Source organism: Amycolatopsis sp. NPDC051102, from assembly GCF_040682815.1.
Classification (GTDB): domain Bacteria; phylum Actinomycetota; class Actinomycetes; order Mycobacteriales; family Pseudonocardiaceae; genus Amycolatopsis.
In genome coordinates this window covers 66,219-83,959 of record NZ_JBFBBT010000002.1, presented here as the reverse complement: position 1 = coordinate 83,959, position 17,741 = coordinate 66,219, and the positions used below count along the sequence as shown (strand labels likewise).

17 protein-coding genes are annotated in these 17,741 nt (G+C 72.4%); 9 read left to right on the top strand and 8 right to left on the bottom strand.

What is annotated here, in order from left to right; all coding sequences use genetic code 11:
- Nucleotides 1–2 precede the first annotated feature (2 nt).
- From AB0M93_RS06395 to AB0M93_RS06385, 3 genes are read right to left on the bottom strand one after another with little or no spacing between them, the layout of a single operon-like run.
- Complete coding sequence (locus tag AB0M93_RS06395) at nt 3–611, bottom strand: response regulator transcription factor (RefSeq protein ID WP_364269067.1); 609 nt, start codon at nt 609–611, stop codon at nt 3–5.
- Entirely contained in the window at nt 608–1,690 is a 1,083-nt protein-coding gene (locus tag AB0M93_RS06390) for a sensor histidine kinase (protein ID WP_364269066.1), read from the bottom strand. Before AB0M93_RS06390 ends, AB0M93_RS06395 begins: the two co-directional genes overlap by 4 nt.
- Before the next feature lie 9 nt (nt 1,691–1,699).
- Nucleotides 1,700–2,083 carry a hypothetical protein gene (locus tag AB0M93_RS06385; RefSeq protein ID WP_364269064.1) on the bottom strand — a complete coding sequence of 128 codons (384 nt, stop codon included), beginning with the start codon at nt 2,081–2,083 and terminating at the stop codon, nt 1,700–1,702.
- Between the two features lie 121 nt (nt 2,084–2,204).
- Here AB0M93_RS06385 and AB0M93_RS06380 point away from each other — a divergent pair, with 121 nt between their 5' ends.
- The 3 genes from AB0M93_RS06380 (at nt 2,205) to AB0M93_RS06370 (ending at nt 7,074) form a co-directional block, all read left to right on the top strand.
- Complete coding sequence (locus AB0M93_RS06380) at nt 2,205–3,236, top strand: LacI family DNA-binding transcriptional regulator (protein WP_364269062.1); 1,032 nt, start codon at nt 2,205–2,207, stop codon at nt 3,234–3,236.
- A 17-nt stretch (nt 3,237–3,253) separates the two neighbouring features.
- Entirely contained in the window at nt 3,254–3,742 is a 489-nt protein-coding gene (locus AB0M93_RS06375) for a DinB family protein (protein ID WP_364269060.1), read from the top strand.
- Between the two features lie 110 nt (nt 3,743–3,852).
- Nucleotides 3,853–7,074, top strand: a complete 3,222-nt coding sequence (locus AB0M93_RS06370; RefSeq protein ID WP_364269058.1) for a TIM-barrel domain-containing protein — start codon at nt 3,853–3,855, stop codon at nt 7,072–7,074.
- Between the two features lie 65 nt (nt 7,075–7,139).
- Here the strand turns inward: AB0M93_RS06370 and AB0M93_RS06365 are convergent, their stop codons facing one another.
- Entirely contained in the window at nt 7,140–7,673 is a 534-nt protein-coding gene (locus tag AB0M93_RS06365) for a DUF305 domain-containing protein (RefSeq protein ID WP_364269056.1), read from the bottom strand.
- Complete coding sequence (locus tag AB0M93_RS06360; protein WP_364269054.1) at nt 7,670–8,602, bottom strand: DUF1996 domain-containing protein; 933 nt, start codon at nt 8,600–8,602, stop codon at nt 7,670–7,672. Before AB0M93_RS06360 ends, AB0M93_RS06365 begins: the two co-directional genes overlap by 4 nt.
- A 217-nt stretch (nt 8,603–8,819) precedes the next feature.
- Here AB0M93_RS06360 and AB0M93_RS06355 point away from each other — a divergent pair, with 217 nt between their 5' ends.
- The 4 genes from AB0M93_RS06355 (at nt 8,820) to AB0M93_RS06340 (ending at nt 13,433) form a co-directional block, all read left to right on the top strand.
- Nucleotides 8,820–10,946 carry a discoidin domain-containing protein gene (locus AB0M93_RS06355; RefSeq protein ID WP_364269052.1) on the top strand — a complete coding sequence of 709 codons (2,127 nt, stop codon included), beginning with the start codon at nt 8,820–8,822 and terminating at the stop codon, nt 10,944–10,946.
- A gap of 346 nt (nt 10,947–11,292) precedes the next feature.
- A complete protein-coding gene (locus AB0M93_RS06350; RefSeq protein WP_364269050.1) occupies nt 11,293–11,727 on the top strand; it encodes an XRE family transcriptional regulator in 435 nt (144 codons plus the stop codon).
- A 32-nt stretch (nt 11,728–11,759) separates the two neighbouring features.
- Nucleotides 11,760–12,338: a hypothetical protein gene (locus tag AB0M93_RS06345; protein ID WP_364269048.1), complete on the top strand. Its 579-nt coding sequence runs from the start codon at nt 11,760–11,762 to the stop codon at nt 12,336–12,338.
- Nucleotides 12,339–12,347: 9 nt separating this feature from the next.
- A complete protein-coding gene (locus tag AB0M93_RS06340; protein WP_364269046.1) occupies nt 12,348–13,433 on the top strand; it encodes a hypothetical protein in 1,086 nt (361 codons plus the stop codon).
- 80 nt (nt 13,434–13,513) lie between these two features.
- On the opposite strand, the gene AB0M93_RS06335 is transcribed toward AB0M93_RS06340, so the two are convergent.
- Complete coding sequence (locus AB0M93_RS06335) at nt 13,514–14,026, bottom strand: 2'-5' RNA ligase family protein (RefSeq protein ID WP_364269044.1); 513 nt, start codon at nt 14,024–14,026, stop codon at nt 13,514–13,516.
- 16 nt (nt 14,027–14,042) lie between these two features.
- Entirely contained in the window at nt 14,043–14,462 is a 420-nt protein-coding gene (locus tag AB0M93_RS06330; RefSeq protein WP_364269042.1) for a hypothetical protein, read from the bottom strand.
- Between the two features lie 156 nt (nt 14,463–14,618).
- Between AB0M93_RS06330 and dinB the strand changes: the two genes are divergently transcribed.
- The gene (gene dinB, locus AB0M93_RS06325) at nt 14,619–15,809 is read left to right on the top strand and encodes a DNA polymerase IV (protein WP_364269040.1); all 1,191 of its coding nucleotides are present in this window, start codon (nt 14,619–14,621) and stop codon (nt 15,807–15,809) included.
- A gap of 29 nt (nt 15,810–15,838) precedes the next feature.
- Here the strand turns inward: dinB and AB0M93_RS06320 are convergent, their stop codons facing one another.
- Entirely contained in the window at nt 15,839–16,732 is an 894-nt protein-coding gene (locus AB0M93_RS06320; RefSeq protein ID WP_364269038.1) for an SAM-dependent methyltransferase, read from the bottom strand.
- A gap of 217 nt (nt 16,733–16,949) precedes the next feature.
- Between AB0M93_RS06320 and AB0M93_RS06315 the strand changes: the two genes are divergently transcribed.
- Entirely contained in the window at nt 16,950–17,360 is a 411-nt protein-coding gene (locus AB0M93_RS06315; RefSeq protein WP_364269036.1) for an Lsr2 family protein, read from the top strand.
- Nucleotides 17,361–17,741: the final 381 nt, after the last annotated feature.

Genomic DNA, 17,741 nt, shown 5'->3' with positions numbered 1-17,741 from the left:
AGCTACAGCCAGCCGCGCTCGTCGGCGATCCGGACGGCTTCCACCCGGTTGCGCGCGCCCGTCTTGGTGATCGCCGCCGAGACGTAGTTGCGGACCGTTCCCTCCGACAGGTAAAGGCGGCCGGCTATCTCGGCGATCGTCGCGCCGGTCCGGGCGGTGATGAGGACGTCGCGTTCGCGGGCGGTCAGGGGTGAGCCGCCTGCCGCCAGGGTCGCGACCGCCAGCGCCGGGTCCACCACCCGCTCGCCGGCCCGGACCCGGCGGATCGCGTCGGCCAGTGCGTCGGCGGGCGCGTCCTTCACCACGAACCCCGCCGCGCCCGCCTCCATCGCGCGCCGCAGGTAGCCCGCGCGGCCGAACGTCGTGAGCATGATGACGCGGCAGTCCGGCAGCTGGGCGGTGAGCACCGCCGCGGCCGCCAGCCCGTCCAGGCCCGGCATCTCGATGTCGAGCAGCGCCACGTCGGGCCGGTGCTCGCGGGCCGCCGCGACGACCTCGTCGCCCCGGCCGACCGAGGCCACCACCTCGAAGTCGTCTTCGAGCGAAAGCAGCGCGCACAACGCTTCGCGGACCAGCGCCTGGTCGTCGGCGAGCAGCAGGCGGATGGTCACAGCGTCACCCGCAGCCGCCAGCCGCGCGGGTCCAGCGGACCGGCCGTGAGGTTGCCGCCGGCCGCGGCGACGCGCTCGCGCAGCCCGTCGAGGCCCGAGCCGTTGCTCGCCGATCCGCCGACGCCGTCGTCGGCCACCTCCACCGACGCGGCCGAAAGGGTGACCGCGCACCGGTTCGCGCGGGCGTGCCGTGCGACGTTCGTCAGGCCCTCCCGCACCACCCAGCCGAACAGCTCCTGGCGCTCCGGGGGCACGACGTCGGTGGCCGTCGGCAGGTCCGCGGCGACGCCGCACGCGCGCAGCAGCTCGCGGCCGCGGGCGAGTTCGCCCGCCAGCGTTACCTCGCGGTAGCCCGACACGGCCGCGCGCACGTCGGTCAGCGCCTGCCGCGCCAGCGTCTCGACGGCCGACATCTCTTCACCCGCGCGGGTGGCCTCGGCGGTGACGAGCCGCCGGGCGAGGGTGCTCTTCACCGTGATCGCGGTGAGGGAGTGGCCGAGCAGGTCGTGCAGGTCGCGGGCGATCCGGGCGCGCTCGGCCTCGGACGCCAGCCGCGCGACCTCGGCGCGGGCCTCGACGAGCGCGGTGTTGGCCCGGATCGCCTCGGCGAAGGCGGACACCATCAGGACGGTGAACACGAGCGCGACCGCCTGCGTCCAGCCCGGCCCGCTCTGCCACGGCCGCACCGACCACGGCAGCACGACGGCGGCGACGGCGGACACCGCCACCAGCGCGGCCGCGGCCCGGCGGGGCAGCCGCGGCGCGGCCAGGGAAAGGACGACCGCGGCGAGGAAGAACGCGTCGGCGTGGGCGAAGGGGAGTGCGACGGCGAACAGCACCGCGCAGCCGCCCACCAGCAGCCAGAACGGCCGCGCCGCCCGGCGTGCCGCGGCGGCCGCGGCGAGCACGTACGCGGCGGCGAACGCGGCGACGACCACGCAGCCCAGCACCGCGGCGGCCCCGGTGGAGTGCTGCAGCACGGCCGCCACCGTCACCGCCGGGTAGACGAGCATGCCCGCGTCGAGCAGCCGCAGCCGCCAGCCGCGCACCCAGCGCTGCACGTCCCTCGTCCCGTCCACCACGGCACGCTACCGCGCCCGCAGCCGCCGGCCGTTGACCAGCACGGTGACCCCGAGCAGCAGCAGTCCGCAGGCGGCCTGCTCGATCCGCAGCCACATCGGGAACAACCCGGGCAGCGCGACGATGACGGCGATGGCCACGAGCATCACCGCCGAGACGATCCGCAGCCGCAGCAGGCCCTTGCGCGATCCCCGGGCGGCGCTGCGGGCGAAGCTGAACGTCAGCAGCGAACTGGCGACGACGATGGTGGCGCGCACCCAGACCGCGTCGGTCACCATCGCGGGGTGGTTCCGGAACACGACGATGACGGCGAGGGTGAGCAGGGACAGCCCGGCGTACGCGCCGGTGAGCAGCAGCACCGGGCGGAAGCCGGCGGTTTCGGTTCTGATCATGCCGGAAATGCTCGCCGCGGAGGCCCTTCGCGGGGCAGTGCCGTCCCGCACCGGCCGCCCGTGACATTTGTCAGCGGTGCGGCGCTGGGAGAGCGCTCTCACAGCGTGCTACAAAAGACGGGTGACGACGCAGCCGCCCACCCTGGAGGACGTCGCGCGGGTCGCCGGCGTCTCGCGCGCCACGGTGTCCCGCGTGGTGAACAGCGTGCGCAACGTCGACCCGAAGCTGCGTGAGACGGTCGAACGCGCGATCGCGGACACCGGGTACGTCCCGAACCGGGCGGCGCGCTCCCTGGTCACCCGGCGCACCGGCGGCATCGCGCTGGTCGTGTCCGAGCCGGCGCGGCACGTCGAGGCGTTCACCGGCGGCGTGTTCGGCGACCCGTTCTTCGGCCGGGTCGTCGAAGGCGTGGTCGCGCACCTGCGCCCGCACGGCCTGCACCCGCTGCTGATGCTCGTCGACAGCGACGAAGAGCGCGCGAAGCTGGTGCCGAAGCTGCGCCAGGAGCAGGTGAACGGGGTGCTGCTGATCTCGCTGCACCCGGCGGAGGACCCGCTGCCGCGCATGCTGACCGACGCGGGCGTCCCGACGGCGCTGTTCGCGCGGCCCGCCCGGCCGGCGCCGGTCTGCTACGTCGACGTCGCCCACCAGGACGGCGCCCGGCTCGCGGCGGACAGGCTCGTCACGCGCGGCTGCCACCGCGTCGCCACGATCGCGGGCCCGCCGGGCACGCCGGCGGGGCAGGACCGGCTGGCCGGGTTCCGCGACGCGATGGCCCGCCACGGCCACGCGTACGTCGCGGTCGCCGAGGGCGACTTCACCGAGCAGGGCGGCGAACGGGCGATGGAACGCCTGCTCGCCGAGGAACCGGCGCTGGACGGGCTCTTCGTGGCGAACGACCTGATGGCCTACGGCGCGCTGACGGTGCTGCGCGAAGAGGGCAGACGCGTCCCGGACGACGTGGCGGTGGTCGGCTTCGACGACAGCCGGGTCGCGCTGAGCTGCCGTCCCCGGCTGACGACGGTCCGCCAGCCGGTCGAGGAGATGGGCGCGGCGATGGCCCGGATGGTCCTCGAGCGCATGGCCGACCCGGACCTGCGCGCGGAGTCGGTGATCTTCGAGCCCCGGCTGGTGGTCCGCGACTCGGCCTGAGCGCCAAGTTCGACGGCGTGCCCGAGACCCAGCGGAAACCCGTGCCGCGCAACGACGGCGGCGAGCTCGACACGGCGACGGCGTTCCTGTCGTTCGCCCGCGAGTGCGTGCTCAAGAAGACCGACGGCCTGACCGAGGAGCAGCTGCGCCGGGTCCTGGTGGGCTCGGGCACCACGCTGCTCGGGCTCGTCCACCACCTGAGCGTCGCCGAGCAGGTCTGGTTCGGTCACCACGTGGCGGGCGGCCCGGATCCGGGCGACGTCGGGATGGCCGTCCCGGACGGGCTCACCGCCCCCGAAGTCCTGGCCGGCTACCGCGCGGCGATCGAGGCGAGCGACGCGGCGATCCGGGTCGCCGGCGACCCGGACACGCCCCTGGCGGTGCCGATCGACGGCACGTTCCACACCCTGCGGTGGGTGCTCGCGCACATGACGAGCGAGACCGCTCGCCACGCGGGGCACGCCGACATCCTGCGGGAACAGATCGACGGCGTCACCGGCCGCTGATCTGTCCGGGACAGGTCCGGCCGGTGGTCTGGACATCGGCGGAGGCGCTGTGCTCAGCTTTCCAACGTTGTAACGCCGCCGAGTCCCCTTCACCGGAACGGAGTTCCGCCGTGCGGACCAGAACCGCGAGAACCATCCGGCGGGCGTGTGCGCTCGCCGTCGCCGGGGTCGCCGCCGCGGGGGTGACCGTCGCGGCGCCCGCCGCGGCCGGGCCCGCGCGCCAGACCGTCACCGCCGGGAACGCCCGCTTCCAGGTGCTGTCCCCGACCCTGATCCGCACCGAGTACGCCGGCGACGGCCGGTTCACCGACGCGGCGACCTTCAACGCCGTCGGCCGCGGTGCCTTCACGCCGACGTCGTACACCAGCACGACGTCCGGCGGCGTGCTCACCATCCGGACGAGCGCGACGACGCTGACCTACCGGCTGAACTCCGGCCCGTTCGACGGCGGCAACCTCGAGATCCGCACGACCGCCGGCGCGACCCCGGTGCTCGCGGCGCCGTGGCACCACCTGACCTGCACGGCCGGGGCGCGGTGCGAGGCCGAAGACCTCACGGCCGACGGCCTCGGCGTCGCGACCGACCACTCCGGCTACACCGGCGAAGGCTTCCTCGCCGGCTTCGAGAGCACCGGCAACTCGGTGACGGCCGACGTCCTCGCGCCTGCCGCGGGGACGTACTCGCTGACCGCCCGCTACGCCAACGGCCAGGGCGGCGACGGCCAGCACGTCACGCGCACGCTGAGCGTTTCGGTCGACGGGGGAGCGGCGCAGAAGCTCACCCTGCCCGTGACGGCCGACTGGAACGCCTGGGCCCTGGCCTCGGTCCCGGTCACCCTGGGTGCGGGCCACCACAGCGTCCGCCTCGAACGGACCGCCGCCGACTCCGGCGACGTCAACCTCGACGGCCTGGCCGTGCTGACCGCCGGGGCGGCCTTCCCGCCCGCGTCGGCCCGCGCGTTCACCGGCTGCCCGGCCGGGGTGAGCTGCGAGGCCGAAGCCGGCCTGCGCTCGGGTTCCGCCGTCGTGGCGACCGACCACACCGGGTACGCCGGGCGCGGCTTCGTCGCCGAGCTCAACCGCGACGCGACGCTGACCCACCGCGTGGCCGACGTCCCGGCCGACGGCTCCTACCTGCTGCACGTCCGCTACGCCAACGGCACCGGCGGCGACGGGCGGCACGAAACGCGCACCGCCGCCGTCACCGCGAACGGCGTCACCCGCACGCTGAGCCTCCCGGTCACCGACGGCTGGGATGCGTGGAAGAGCGCGTCCGTGCCGGTCGACCTGAAGGCGGGCACGAACGACGTCGTCCTCGGCTGCCCCGACGACACCAGCTGCCACGTCAACATCGACACCGTCGCGATCACACCGGCCGGCGGCACGGCGCCGCCGCCGCACCTCGCGCTCGGCGGCTACCGGCGCGGCCTCGACGGCGTCAACGGCGACAACGGCGCGCCGTCGACCACCGAAGGCCTGCTGCACCAGGACGGCTGGTACCTGCTCGACGACAGCCCGTCGGCGCTGTACGACACCGGCACGCGCGCGGTGACGCAGCGGCCGTCGCACGGCGGGAACCCCTACCAGGACGGCTATGTCTTCGCCTTCGGCCACGACTACAAGGCCGGCTTGCGCGACCTGGCGACCCTGACCGGGCCGCCGCAGCTGCTGCCGCGCTGGGCCTACGGCGTCTGGTACTCCGAGTACATCGACCGCACCGCGGCCGACTACCGGGACCGGATCCTGCCGCGGTTCCGCAGCGAAGGCGTCCCGCTGGACGTCCTGGTCACCGACACCGACTTCAAGGCGCCGGACACCTGGAACGGCTGGCAGTTCGACACCACGAAGTTCCCCGACCCGGCCGGGTTCTTCGCCTGGTCGAAGTCCCAGGGGCTGCACAACAACCTCAACATCCACCCCAGCATCATGGGTTCGGACCCGCAGTTCGCCCGCGCCCAGGCGACGGCGAAGGGCAAGCTGGCCAAGTCCGGCTGCGGCAGCGACTGCTACGTCTTCGACTGGGGCGACCCGGACCAGCTCAAGGCGTACCTGGACCTGCACGCCGGGATGATGCAGCAGGGCAACGACTTCTGGTGGCTCGACTGGTGCTGTGACGCCTCGCGCTCGAGCCTGCCCGGCGTCACCCCGGACGCGTGGATCAACCAGCAGTACGCCGACCTCGCGGCGCCCGCGACCGGCCGCGGGTTCGTCATCTCGCGGGCGTACGGCTCGCTGCAGGCCGGCGGCTACGGCGGCCCGACGGGGCTGGCGACCGGGCCGTGGGCGGACAAGCGCAGCACGCTGCACTTCACCGGCGACACGTCCTCGACGTGGGGCACGCTGCGGATGGAGGTCGGCATCACGCCGGCGGAGTCGGCCGCGACGGGCATGTCGGCGATCAGCCACGACATCGGCGGCCACAACGACACGACCGGCCTGCGCGGCAGCGAGACCTACACCTCCGGCGGCCAGCAGCACCAGACGGCCAAGCTGCCGGACGACATGTACGCGCGGTGGGTGCAGCTCGGCACGTTCCAGCCGATCGACCGGCTGCACAGCAACCACAGCGACCGGCTGCCCTGGCAGTACGGCGATGCGGCGAAGGCGTCGGCGACGAAGTTCCTGAACCTGCGCGAGAACCTGGTGCCGTACACGTACACACTGGCCCAGGAAGCGGCGACGTCGGGCGTGCCGGTGGTCCGCCCGACGTACCTGGAGTACCCGGACGACCCGGCCGCGTACGCGGCGGCGCAGAGCGAGTACTTCTACGGGCCGGACATGCTGGTGGCGCCGGTGACGTCGCCGGGTACGTCCGCGACGACGCCGGTGTGGTTCCCGCCGGGCCAGTGGACGGACTACTTCTCGGGCAAGGTGTACCAGGGCGGGTCGACCCAGCAGGTGACGTCCGACCTGGGCACGATGCCGGTGTTCCTCCGCGCGGGCGGCATCACGGCCACCCGGACGGCGGACGTCGCCAACGACGTCCAGAACCCCCTGGACCGGGTGACGGTGACGGTGGCACCGGGTGGCTCGGGGACGTTCTCGCTGTACGAGGACAACGGGACGTCGTCGGCGCGCTCGGCCACGACGAAGATCACCTACAACGAGTGCTTCGGCGCGCACACGGTGACGGTCGCGCCCACTCAGGGCTCACTCCGGTTGGCCCCGCGCGAGTGGACGGTGAAGTTCCTCGGGGTGTCGTCGGCGCCCGCCCGGGTGAAGGTCGGCAACGGCTGGGCGCCGTCGTCGGCGTGGAAGTGGGACGCGGCGACGAAGACGCTGACGGTGACCGCGCCTCGCGCCGGACGGTCGCCGGTGACCGTCACGTACTGAGCCGCCAGCTCGCGATGGCGGAAATGCCGTCGGGGCCACGGATTGCCGTGGCCCCGACGGCCTTGTCATGCCGCCTTCGCGAGCAGCTCGCTTTCGTGCGTTCCCTCGGCGCCGGCCTCCCGCGCCAGCTCGCGGGTCTCCGCGTCCGCGCCGGAGGCCTGTTCGCCCCGGGATAGCACGACGAGCTGCGAAGCGTGCGCCCGCAACAGCCCGACCAGCCGCTGGTCGAACCCGGCGCCCTGGTCGGTCCGCAGCGCCACCAGGTCCGCCGGCGTCACCATGCCCGGCATCTTGTGTCCACTGTGGACGTCAGCGGCCGGCAGCCCGGCCCGGTCACGTGTCGCCCGGAGCCGGACAAGCAGCTTCTCTTGCGACCCCGCGAAGGCGCTCGCCGCCGCGGTGATCGCCGGGTTCTGCGTGTGGTCCGGCGCCAGGCGGGCCGCGGCCACGGCGTTCTCGGTCATCGGCACGACCAGTTGCAGCCAGGCGACGTCCGTCGGGTTGAACGGTGCCGGGCCGGCGGGGGCGGCGGGACCGGTGGTGGCGCATCCGCCCATGAACAGCGCCACCACCGCCGCCCCCAGGACCCGCCGTCTCACGGACGGCCGGGCAGCCGGTAGTTCGGCCCGAGGACGCTGCCGCGGTCCGGCTTGTAGAGGTCGAACCCGCGCGGGTCGCACTGCAGACCGCCGTTGATGCAGTGCTTCACCAGCGCGGCCAGGGTTTCCGGGTCCCACGCGTTGAAGAAGTCGTAGTGCCACGAATACCCGCGCCCGCTGGCCAGGTGCACGCCGGACATGTCACCGCTGACCGGGAACGCCATCTTGAACTCGAGCATCGGCACCGCCACCGGGTGGTCGGCGGGGCACGTCAGCGTCGCCCGGTCCGGGTACGCCAGGTGGCTCTTGTGGTCGGCGGAATCCAGGTGGACGCCGTCCCAGCAGCTCGGCGCCTGGTACCGGATGTTGAGCTGGCTGCCGGCCACGCAGTTCACCGGGATGTCCCAGTTGTGGAAGCTGTCCCCGCACTCCCAGCCCTCGATCGCGCCGGGGGCGTGCTGGAACTCGTCCTGCGTGGCGGTGACACTGCCGGCCACGTACCGCAGGCCGGGCGGGAACGGCACGACCTTCGTGTAGTCGAGGATGCCGGACTTGTAGTAGACGACCTGCGCGAAGTTCGGCAGCACCACCTGGTTCCCGTTGTAGACGGTGGGGAACCAGTACGCGGACAGGTCGTCCGGCGCCAGGCAGGTCGTGTTCCCGACGCCCGCGGCCTGCAGCGACTGCAGGGTCGTGGCCGCGTTCGTCGTCTTGTTGCCGAGGAACGTGTGATCGTGGGAAGCGCCGGGCAGCCCGGGGAAGACGATCGGGTCGTCCGGCTGGTGGTGGCTCGGGGAGCAGTTGACCTGGAACTCGTGGTGGGTCACCAGGTCGTCGGCCCCGGCGGGCGACCAGGTGGCCGCGGTCAGGAAGGCGCCTGCCAGCACGGTGGCGGCGGTGCAGGCGAGGAGCGCGGCTTTCGTTGCCAAGGGTCCTCCACGGTGAGGGTGCCAAGGAATGGGAGAGCGCTCTCCCACAGCATGCGCACCCGACGACGACGCTGTCAAGGAGCACCCGATCGGCCCGGCGGACAGTTATTGTCGAGTTCGCCGGTCAATCTTGACAACGCGGGCCGCCGTGACGAACCATCAGGGCGCGGGAGAGCGCTCTCCAACCCTCTTCGTCCCCTGCCGTACGGGAGTCATCGTGGACCGACCGTCGCTCTTCCGTGCCGTCCCGGCGCTGGTGGCCCTGCTGGTGCTGGGTCTGCTCGCCGGCCCGGCCCCGGCACACGCCGCCGCCGTGCTGTCCCAGGGCAGACCGGTGACCGCGTCGAGCACCGAAGGCGCGGGTACGCCGGCGTCGGCAGCCGTCGACGGCGATCCCGCCACGCGCTGGGCGAGCGCCTGGAGCGACCCGCAGTGGCTGCAGGTCGACCTCGGCGCGGCCGCCGACATCACGCAGGTCGCCCTGGACTGGGAGGCCGCCTACGCGACTGCATACGAAATCCAGGTTTCCGACGACGCCGGGACCTGGCGGACTGTATACAGTACGACGACGGCGGTCGGCGGTAGACAGAATCTCGCCGTCAGCGGGCACGGGCGGTACGTCCGGTTCTACGGCACGCATCGGGTGGGCGGCTACGGCTATTCGTTGTGGGAGTTCCAGGTCAGCGGCACCCAGGCGACCCAGGACGGCCCGGGCGTCACGCGAGTGACCGGCACCCAGGGGAACTGGCAGCTGACGGTCGACGGTATGCCATGGACCGTCAAGGGCCTGACGTGGGGACCGCCGGTCGGCGAGGCGGCCGCGCGGATGCCCGAGCTGCACGCGATCGGCGTCAACACCGTCCGCACGTGGGGCACCGACGGGACGACCCAGCCGTTGCTCGACGCGGCGGCGGCCAACGGCATCAAGGTGGTCAGCGGCTTCTGGCTGCAGCCCGGCGGCGGTCCGGGCAGCGGCGGCTGCGTCGACTACGCGACGGACACGAACTACAAGAACACCATGCTCGCCGAGATCCAGAAGTGGGTCACCGCCTACAAAACGCACCCGGGCGTGCTGATGTGGAACGTCGGCAACGAGTCGATCCTCGGCATGCAGAACTGCTACTCCGGCACGCAGCTGGAGCAGGAGCGGATCGCCTACACGCGGTTCGTCGAGCAGGCCGCGCAGGCGATCCACGCGATCGACGCGAACCACCCGGTCACCTCGACCGACGCGTGGACCGGTGCGTGGCCGTACTACAAGGCGTACGCGCCCAGCCTCGACCTCTACTCCGTGAACTCGTACGCGCACGTCTGCCAGGTGAAGCAGGATTGGCTCGCGGGCGGCTACGCGAAGCCGTACATCATCACCGAGACCGGCCCGGCCGGCGAGTGGGAGGTGCCGAACGACGCGAACGGCGTCCCCGCCGAGCCGACGGACCAGCAGAAGCGCGACGGGTACGTGAACGCCTGGAACTGCGTGCTGGCCCATCCCGGCGTGGCTCTCGGCGCGACGCTCTTCCACTACGGCACCGAAGGCGACTTCGGCGGCGTCTGGTTCAACATCACCACCGGCAACGAGAAACGGCTGTCCTGGTACGCCGTCCGTAAGCTCTACAGTGGACAGACAGGGGGCAACACGCCGCCGGTGATCTCGTCGATGAACCTCAGCCGCAGCACCGACGTCCCGGCGGGCGGCACGTTCACCGTGACGGCGGCGGTGTCCGATCCGGACGGTGACCCGATCGCCTACACCATGGGGTACAACAGCAAGTACATCAACAACGCGGCCGGGCTGATCCCGGCGCAGTTCACCGGCACCGGGACGTTCACGGTCACCGCACCCCAGCAGCTCGGCGTCTGGAAGATCTACCTCTACGCCCGCGACGGCCACGGCAACGTCGGCATCGAAACCCGCTCCCTGCGCGTGGTGGCGCCGCCGGTCCCGGGCACGAACCTGGCCCGCGGCGCCGCAACCACGGCGTCGACGTACCAGGCCGACGGTCCCGGCGCGCCGTACCCGCCGCAGGCCGCCACCGACGGCGACGGCGCGACGCGCTGGGCGAGTGCCTGGAGCGACCCGCAGTGGCTGCAGGTGGATCTGGGCCGCAGCCAGGCGTTCGACCACGTCCAGCTGGTGTGGGAAGCGGCGTTCGGCAAGGCGTACGAAATCCAGGTGAGCGACGACGCGGCGAACTGGCGCACGGCCTACGCGACGACATCCGGAGACGGCGGCGCGGACGACATCGCCGTTTCGGCGACGGCTCGGTACGTGCGGGTGTACGCCACCCAGCGCGGCAGCGGGTACGGCTATTCGCTGTACGAGTTCGGCGTCTACCGGTCATGACGCCCGGGGTGGCCCCTCGCCGGCGAGGGGCCAACCGTCGCGTCAGCCGAGATCCAGCGGACGACCCGGCGACGGCCGGGTCGTTTTCGCTGAACGGGGTTGCTTGCTCCGTGGAGCGCCGGGCGTAGCGAGCGAGAAGGGGCGGCGCGGCGGACAGGGCTGGGCGCGTGGTCACCCCCAGCGGCCACGTGAGTCACCCCGCGGCCGCAGCGCCGCCCCGGGCCTGGTGTCACGTTTCCGAAACGCCAGACGGGGGTTATCGTAGTCTTTCCGGCACAGACTGTGTCAAGTTTTCGGGACAGCTAGGCTGACCGGTGTCACGTTTCATGGCGGCGGGTGGTGTGTGGTGAGCGAAGAGCGCAGTTTCGCCGAACGGCTGGCGCACCTGATCGCGACCGTGCACCCGCCGGACCGCAAGCCGTACTCCTACCGGGAGATCGCGCACGGCGTCGCGGAGCAGACCGGCGTGACGATGTCGGCGACGCACGTGCAGCAGCTGGCCGTGGGCGCGCGCAAGGACCCGAAACGGTCGCACATCCAGGCGCTCGCCCAGTTCTTCGGCGTACCGGTGACGTACTTCTTCGACGACGAGGTCGCCGGCCAGGTCGATCAGCAGGTCGAGGACGTCGTGGCGTGGCGCGACAGCGAGGCGCGCACCCTGGCCCAGCGCGCCATGCGGCTGTCGCCGCGCGACCGCGAGACCGTGACGGCGCTGCTGGATCAGCTCAGCAGCTACGACGGCACCCGCAGCCGCACGGGCCGGCGCCGGAAGCCGGAGTGACCACGGGCGTCTCGGCTACGATGACGTCGTCCGTGATCGCGCCCCGGTGCACCCGGCTGGCGCCCGGTGACCGGGGAGGACCCATCGACGAGCGCGGCCTGCCGGACCTGCGTGACCGGACGCGTGAGCGCGTGCGGACGGTGCTGGCCGCCGTGCCGCTGCCGCGGCCGTGGTCGATGAACGCCTGGGTCGACGGCCTCGAAGCGTGGCGCGGGCGCGAGATCGACCTGGTCCCGATCGCGTATCGGCCCGGCCAGCCGTCCGGCGCGTGGCAGGCCCGCCCGGACTACGACCTGATCGCCTACACCGAGCACACGTCGGCGCTGCACCAGGACCACATCATCGCGCACGAGCTGGCGCACATGCTGTGCGCGCACACCGGCACGTGCCTGATGTCGGAGTCCGAGGCCGCCGAGCTCGCCCCGGACCTGGCGCCGCGGGCGTTGTCGCACCTGCTGACCCGCGTCACGACGGGCGCGGACGAGTACGAAGCCGAGCTGATCGCGGTCCTGCTGCTGAGCGCGGCGACCAGCGAGCCGTCCGCCGTTCAGCCGGGCGCGTCCGGCCGGGCGGCCGACCAGGCTAGGCGGCTGGCGGCACTCCTGGGATAGTCGCCTTCCGTGATCGACATACTTTTCGTCGCGGTCGGCGCGTTCGCCCTCTTCGCCGGGATCTGGCGCGCGGTCCGCGCCCGGCGCACCGGCGCGGGCGCGGGCCTGGCCGTCTCCCTGATCGCGCTGGGCGCGGCGTTCTGCTTCCTGTCGAACGGCGCGCAGCGGTTCGAGAGCGAGCTCTACCCGAGCCTCGGCCGGCTGCTGTCGAACCTGGCGACGATGGTCGCGGCGTACGGCATCGGCCTGACGGTCGCGGAGATCAGCGGCACCCGCGACCGCGGCCGCCGCACCCGGCTGGTGGCGCTCGGCGTGGCGCTGACGGTGCTGGTGGTCACGTTCTTCAGCACCTCGGGGCTGCCGCGCGGCGTCGGCGTGTTCGACGAGCTGTACGCGACACACCCGTCGCTGGTGGTCTACGTCTTCACGTACACGGTGTACCTCGGCTTCGCGGTGATCGACATCGGCATCGTGGCGGCGGTGACGATCCGCGCCAGCGGCGGCGCCCTGCGCGCGGGGCTCGTGTTGCTGCTGCTGGCGTCGGCGTTCGCGGTCGCCTACCTGGCCGGGAAGGTCGTGGCGACGATCCGTGCGCTGGAAGCCGAGCATCCGGCGAAGGCGTTGTGCCAGGGGCCGTTCTCGACGCTGCCGTGCGCGCTGGATGTGGGGTTCCCGGCGGTGTCGGTGCTGTTGATCGTCGTGGGGCTGACGATCCCCGCGGTCCCGGCGCTGGTGGCGGCTCGGCGTGACGCGCGCACGCTTCGCCTGCTGAGGCCGTTGCGCGCGCACTTGACGCGCCGGTTCCCGGAGACGGCCCGGATCGACCTGGGCGGTTCTTCGCACCGCGAGCGGCTGCTGACGGCGATGAGCGAGACGAACGACGGCCTCATCCTCGCGGGAGTGACCCCGGACATGCCGCCCCCGGCGGCGGCGAGGCTGGTGCGCGACCTGCCGGACGAGCCGGACGACACGGAGCCGCCTGCCGCAACGGGGGAGCCGTTCGCCGCGGACGTGGCCCGGCTGCGGGCGATCGCCCGGGCCTACGAAAAGTTGGAGGACACGGCGCCGGCCGGGCCGACCACCCAGCGCGGCTAGCGTTCGGCGGGTTCCGCTCTCGAAGGCGTAGTCGCACAACTTGCGTACCGGCTACGAGACCGTAGCCGTCCCAGCAAGCCTCACCCGCCGAGCGGGGCCTCCAGCCGTGACTCCCACCCATGTTCGGTAAGCGCCACCAGCTGCAACGTCTCCGCCCGATCGACCACCGGCAACAACGGCCGAACCTCCCGCCCGACCCGCTCGAGCGTCTCCTCGGACCCACCCATCGCCACCGTCAGATGCGCGGCCGGCCGAGGACCGAACCGTCCCCCGTAGGGCGGAACCTCCGGCCACCGAGCACAGACAGCATCGGCGACCCCCTGCACCTCCGGAGCCGGAATCGCCGCAAAACCGGGCGCCGTCACGAACTCCGCGAGCCGCACCTCCGCCGGCGCGAGATCCGCCGCCAGGGACCGGACCGCCGACAGAACCGAATCGTCCAGCGAGCCTTCCGGCAGGAACGGGTACAACGCGGTCACGTGAGCGGGCAGCCCAGGACGGACCAGGGCGGGATCGACCCGCCGTGCCGCGGCCAGCACCGGCTCGGCGGCGGGCAGCAAGATCACCAGTGCGGTGGTTCCGGGTTCGGGCACCCCCGCATCATGGCAGTCAGGCGACGGCGCTCTCCGGGAACCGTCCCGAGCGGGCCAGGGCGAGGCTCCGCCGGCACAGCTCCACCAGTTCCCGGTTGGCCCGGCTGTGCGGGATCCGGCCGCACAACCCGCACCGGATCGTCACTTCGCCGGCCAGCTCGTCGACCGCCACCAGCGCCTGGTGGTCGCAGCGGCGGCACCACCGGTACCCGATCGCCGGGTTCGTGTGCACCGGTGATGCCACGCAGTCGTGCAGCCAGCGGCGGTGCGTGCGGCAGGTGACGCGGTCGGTCGGGTCCAGCCCGTCGGCGTCCTCCGCCCGGTCCTCGCGGGCCAGCGTCGCGGCCAGCAGCGGCTGCCGGGCCGCCGCCGGGCGGTCCTGCAGGCTCGAGGTGGCCCATGCGTGGTGGTCGCCGCATCGGCAGTCGGCGGTCATTGTCGCCCCCAGTGGTCGGGTCGTTCGATCCGTCGAGTGTGAGCTGGGCGACAGAACGCCGACAACCGGAAACGGGCGCAGTTTCGTCCGGCGGCCGGTCACCCGCGGCGGGCGGACGAGCGGACTTCGGCCCTCGGGTATGCGAACATATGTTCTATGACCGACGAGGGGCCCATCCTGCACGCCGACCTCGACTCCTTCTACGCCTCGGTCGAGCAGCGCGACGATCCCGCGCTGAAGGGACGCCCGGTGATCGTCGGCGGCGGGGTCGTCCTGGCCGCGAGTTACGAGGCCAAGGCCTATGGCGTGCGCACGGCGATGGGTGGCACGCAGGCCCGCCGGCTGTGCCCGCACGCCGTCGTCGTGCCTCCGCGGATGTCGGCGTACATGGCCGCCAGCCGGGCGGTCTTCGACGTCTTCCACGACACGACGCCGTGGGTGGAGGGCATCTCGGTCGACGAAGCGTTCCTCGACGTCGGCGGGTTGGGGAGGATCGCCGGGCGGCCGAGCCAGATCGCCGAACGGCTGCGCGCCGCCGTCGCCGAGCGGGCCGGGCTGCCGATCACCGTCGGGGTGGCGCGGACCAAGTTCCTCGCCAAGGTCGCCAGCCGGGTGGCCAAGCCCGACGGCCTGCTCGTCGTCCCGCACGACGCGGAGCTGGAGTTCCTGCACCCGCTGCCCGTCACGGCGCTCTGGGGCGTCGGCAAGATCACCGCCGAGAAGCTGCGGGCCCGGGGGATCACCACGGTGGGCCAGCTGGCCGCGTCCGAGCAGGTGGACCTCGTCGGCCTGCTCGGCCGGGTCGCGGGTGCGCACCTGCACGACCTGGCGCACAACGAGGACCCGCGACGCGTGGAGCTCGGACGGCGGCGACGCTCGATCGGCGCCCAGCGGGCCCTCGGGCGCGGCAGGCGGACGCCGGCCGAACTCGACGTCGTGCTGGTGGCGCTGATCGACCGGATCGCCCGCCGGCTGCGGGCCGCCCGCCGCGTCTGCCGGACCGTGACCATCCGCCTGCGCTTCGCCGACTTCTCCCGCGCCACCCGCTCGCACACGCTGACCGACCCGACCGCCGGCACCGGCGTGCTGCTCGCCGCGGCGCGGGACCTGCTCGTCGCCGCGCTGCCGCTGATCGCCGACCGCGGGCTCACCCTGCTGGGCGCCGCGCTGTCCAACCTGGCCGACGAAAACCCCTTCCAGCCGACGCTGCCGTTCGAACGGCAGCGGGCGACCGAGCTCGACACCGCGCTGGACGCGGTGCGGGACCGGTTCGGGAAGGCGGCGGTCACCCGGGCGGTCCTGCTCGGCCGCCCGGACGACCTCGAAGTGCCGCTGCTGCCCGACTGAAGGGAAAGCTTCGGCGCGTCGGAAAGCGTTCAGTGGCCGGGTATTCCGGCCGGCTGGGGAATGCGCGCGTGCGTCAACGTCGTGAGCGCGGCCGGCTGCAGCGCGTCCGTGCGGCGCCACAGCCGTGGCGGGACGCTTTGCCGCTGCCCGGCCTGCTCGACGACTTCGAAACCCGCGGCACGCAGGAGTTCGGACATCGCCGTGGGGGAGAGGAACGTGTGCCACGGCTCACCCTGTTCGGCGGCCACCGGGCCGACGGCGGCGGCGTAGGCGTTCCCGGCCGCGTCCCGCAGTTCCGCGGGCAGCAGGTGGTCGGCCACGATTTCCGATCCCGGGGCCAATCCGCCGAGATCCGTCAATGTGGCGGCAATCGCGGGCCGGGTCAGGTACATGGTGACACCGAGCCAGCTCACGAACACGGGGCGAAACGGGTCGAGTCCACACTGGACGAGCCGTTCCCGGACCGGCTCGGCTTCGAAGTCGACCGGGACGAAGGTGACCGATGCCGGTTCGGCGACGCCCGCGGCGGCCAGCAGTTCCCGTTTGACCGCCTGCGTCGCCGGGAGGTCGACCTCGAACACGCGGAATCGTCGTGACGTGGATCGATACGCGAACGAATCGAGTCCGGCGCCCAGAATCACATACTGGTCTATACCGGAATTGCTTCGGGTCAGCCGGCCCTCGGCGAAGCGGCTGCGGCACACCGCTTCGGCGCGGGCGCCGGCCAGTACCGGATGGGTGGTGTGCATCCGGTGGTAGGCCAGAAGTTCCTCGGCCTGGTCGCCGAGCAGGGGTGCGGCGAGGGTATCGGAGAAGATGACGGGCTCGGCGTCGACGAGCAAATGTGCCGCGCGCGCGGCAGCGGCCGTGAAGGCAGTACGGCCGGCCCGGGGTGCATTACGGCTAACGGCGGTGGTCCTCATCCCGCCACGGTACCGATTTGATTTCGAGCATATCACAAAAACAAATTTTGGACAAGATCGCGAGCATTTCGGCTCGGTTGCGGTCACTCTGGACTCGGGCGACCCGGTCGCCCGAGCGGCCATTGTGGACGCTTCAGGGTGTCGCGCGTGCTGGACATGATTCGACAGGTTAGGGTCTGTCCGACCGTGTTCTGGAGAAGATGAGGAACGACGAACCATGGCGCAACGGGTACAGGTCCAGATGGTGGACGACCTCGACGGGAGCGAGGCTTCGCAGACCGTCCCCTTCAGTCTCGACGGGGTGACGTACGAGATCGACCTGTCCGAGGAGAACGCCTCCGCGCTGCGGGACGAACTCGGCCGGTACGTCGCCGCCGCCCGGCGCATCGGCGGCCGCAAGGTGCGCCTGGCGACCGGGCAGTCGCTGTCCGGCCCGTCCGGCTCGGGCACCGACCGCGAACGCAACCGGCAGATCCGCGAATGGGCTCAGGCCAACGGCTACGAGGTCGCCGAGCGCGGCCGCCTCTCCAGTGAGATCATCGCGGGCTTCGAAGCCGAGCAGGCCGCCGCGGCCGAGCCGGCCGACGCCAAGCCGGCGCGCAAGCGAGCGTCCCGCCGGAAGTCTTGAGTCCCGCTCGTTCGGCCACGCGCGCTGACGAAGCCACGCCGACGAGTGTGGCTTCGTCAGCCGGCCGCCCGTCGAGGCCGCCGGTGCGCTGATGTCTTCTGCTGGACGCCAGTGGCGTTCAGTGCTTTTTTCGCGCCTCGCCGTCACCTTTCGTGGCCGCGGCCCGCGCCGGGTGGTTCGTTGTGGACAAAGCCCGGCCCGGTGCGGGCGAAAGCTTGTCGGAAGGCGGCTCCGATCGCCACACTGTCAGTGCTCCGCGCGGCCGGTACCGCGCCGGGGCACCGGTCCGGTGGCCGCCTCCTCCCTCGATGGCCACCGGGCCGCCTTCATTTCCCCTCTCGGGACCTTCGGTGGACATTCGACCCGATTTGGCGCACACTC